The 1,217-nt window shown below is 66.1% G+C and carries 1 protein-coding gene; it reads right to left on the reverse strand.

Going from position 1 to position 1,217, the window contains the following annotated elements:
- A partial coding sequence (locus FFS21_RS31875) for a DUF6531 domain-containing protein (protein WP_249359777.1) occupies nucleotides 1-1,217 on the reverse strand: 1,217 nt, incomplete at both ends.

The following is a 1,217-nucleotide window of genomic DNA, read 5'->3' on the forward strand; positions in this document are numbered from 1 at the left end:
TGGTAGAGCAGGCTCTCGTTCCCACCGTGTTGCACACCCTGCTTCACCACATCGAAGCGGATCGTGTAGGGCGTGATCCAGCGCGCGCCGGATTCGCTGCCATCGTAAGCGCCGAGGCTCGACCGATACGTCCGTGTCCATTCGATCGGCATCAGGCCCGGCAGGACAAAGTCGGTGTGCGAGATCGTCTCGTCGCCGGTGGCGAAGCTGATGCTGCGCAGGGTGTTGGCCGGAGCGGGACAGTTCTTGCAGCCCGGGCTGCCCTTGGCCGGCACCTGCCTGTTCGTGCTCTCCAGTTGTCCCTGGTGGCCTTGCCGCTTCGCCACGCTGACCTGACGCGCCTTGACGTTGATGCTTTGGCCCACACTGCGCTTCTTGCGCCAGCGCACCACCGCCTGAGCAAGCATCGACAGCAGCCAGCCGATGCTGTGCGCCGTCTGCGGATCGGCCAGCGTCATCATCTGCTGGCGCACCACGGGCGCGAGCGTGCGCAGTTGCGTGCTGCTCGCCACCACCTTCTGCTGGATCGCCGTCGGCATCGCGAGCTGGACCGCGGTGTTCGCCACCGCCTTGCCCGCTGCCTTGTAGACGCTCCACACCGCGCCAAAGATATTGGGGAAGGTAGACTTCGGATCATGCAGTTGCGTGACCGCCTGCTGCAGATGGGCGGTCGTCTTGAGCTTGCCGAGTGCCACCGCTTCGAGCCCATCGGCGATCTCGAGCAGCATCTTCTCGCCCAGTTCGCCAGCGTCCTGCAGGATGCCCGGCAGCCTGGCCTGCGCCTTGGTGACGAAGTCATCCAGCTCACCGACGATGGTCGCGTTCAGATGCCCCACCAGCACCTCGACCAGCGCATCGCCCAGCACGAACTTGGCCCCTTGCCGCAACTCCTGCCGCACCAGCGCGAGCGTCGGACGCAGGCTCATGCGCGCCGCTGCCATCCCCGGCGGCACCGGCACGATGCCGATCAGGTTGATGCCCAGGCTCACCCAGTCCAGGAAGTCTGGAGACTGGCTACGCGTGAGGGTGACCACATCGCCCAGCGCATCGACCAGCGCCATGATGTTGCCCACCACCGGCACGCTGCCCGCGACCATGCGGATGCGATCGAGCGTTACCGCGCCGCCGCTCACCTCCTGCAGCCACGCATCGAACTCGGCGGCGCCCTTGCCGATGTCTTCCACAGCGATGGTGTTCAGTGGGGCGACGGCGGTTTG

It is taken from the genome of Cupriavidus sp. 2SB, assembly GCF_005503625.1.
Lineage (GTDB): Bacteria > Pseudomonadota > Gammaproteobacteria > Burkholderiales > Burkholderiaceae > Cupriavidus.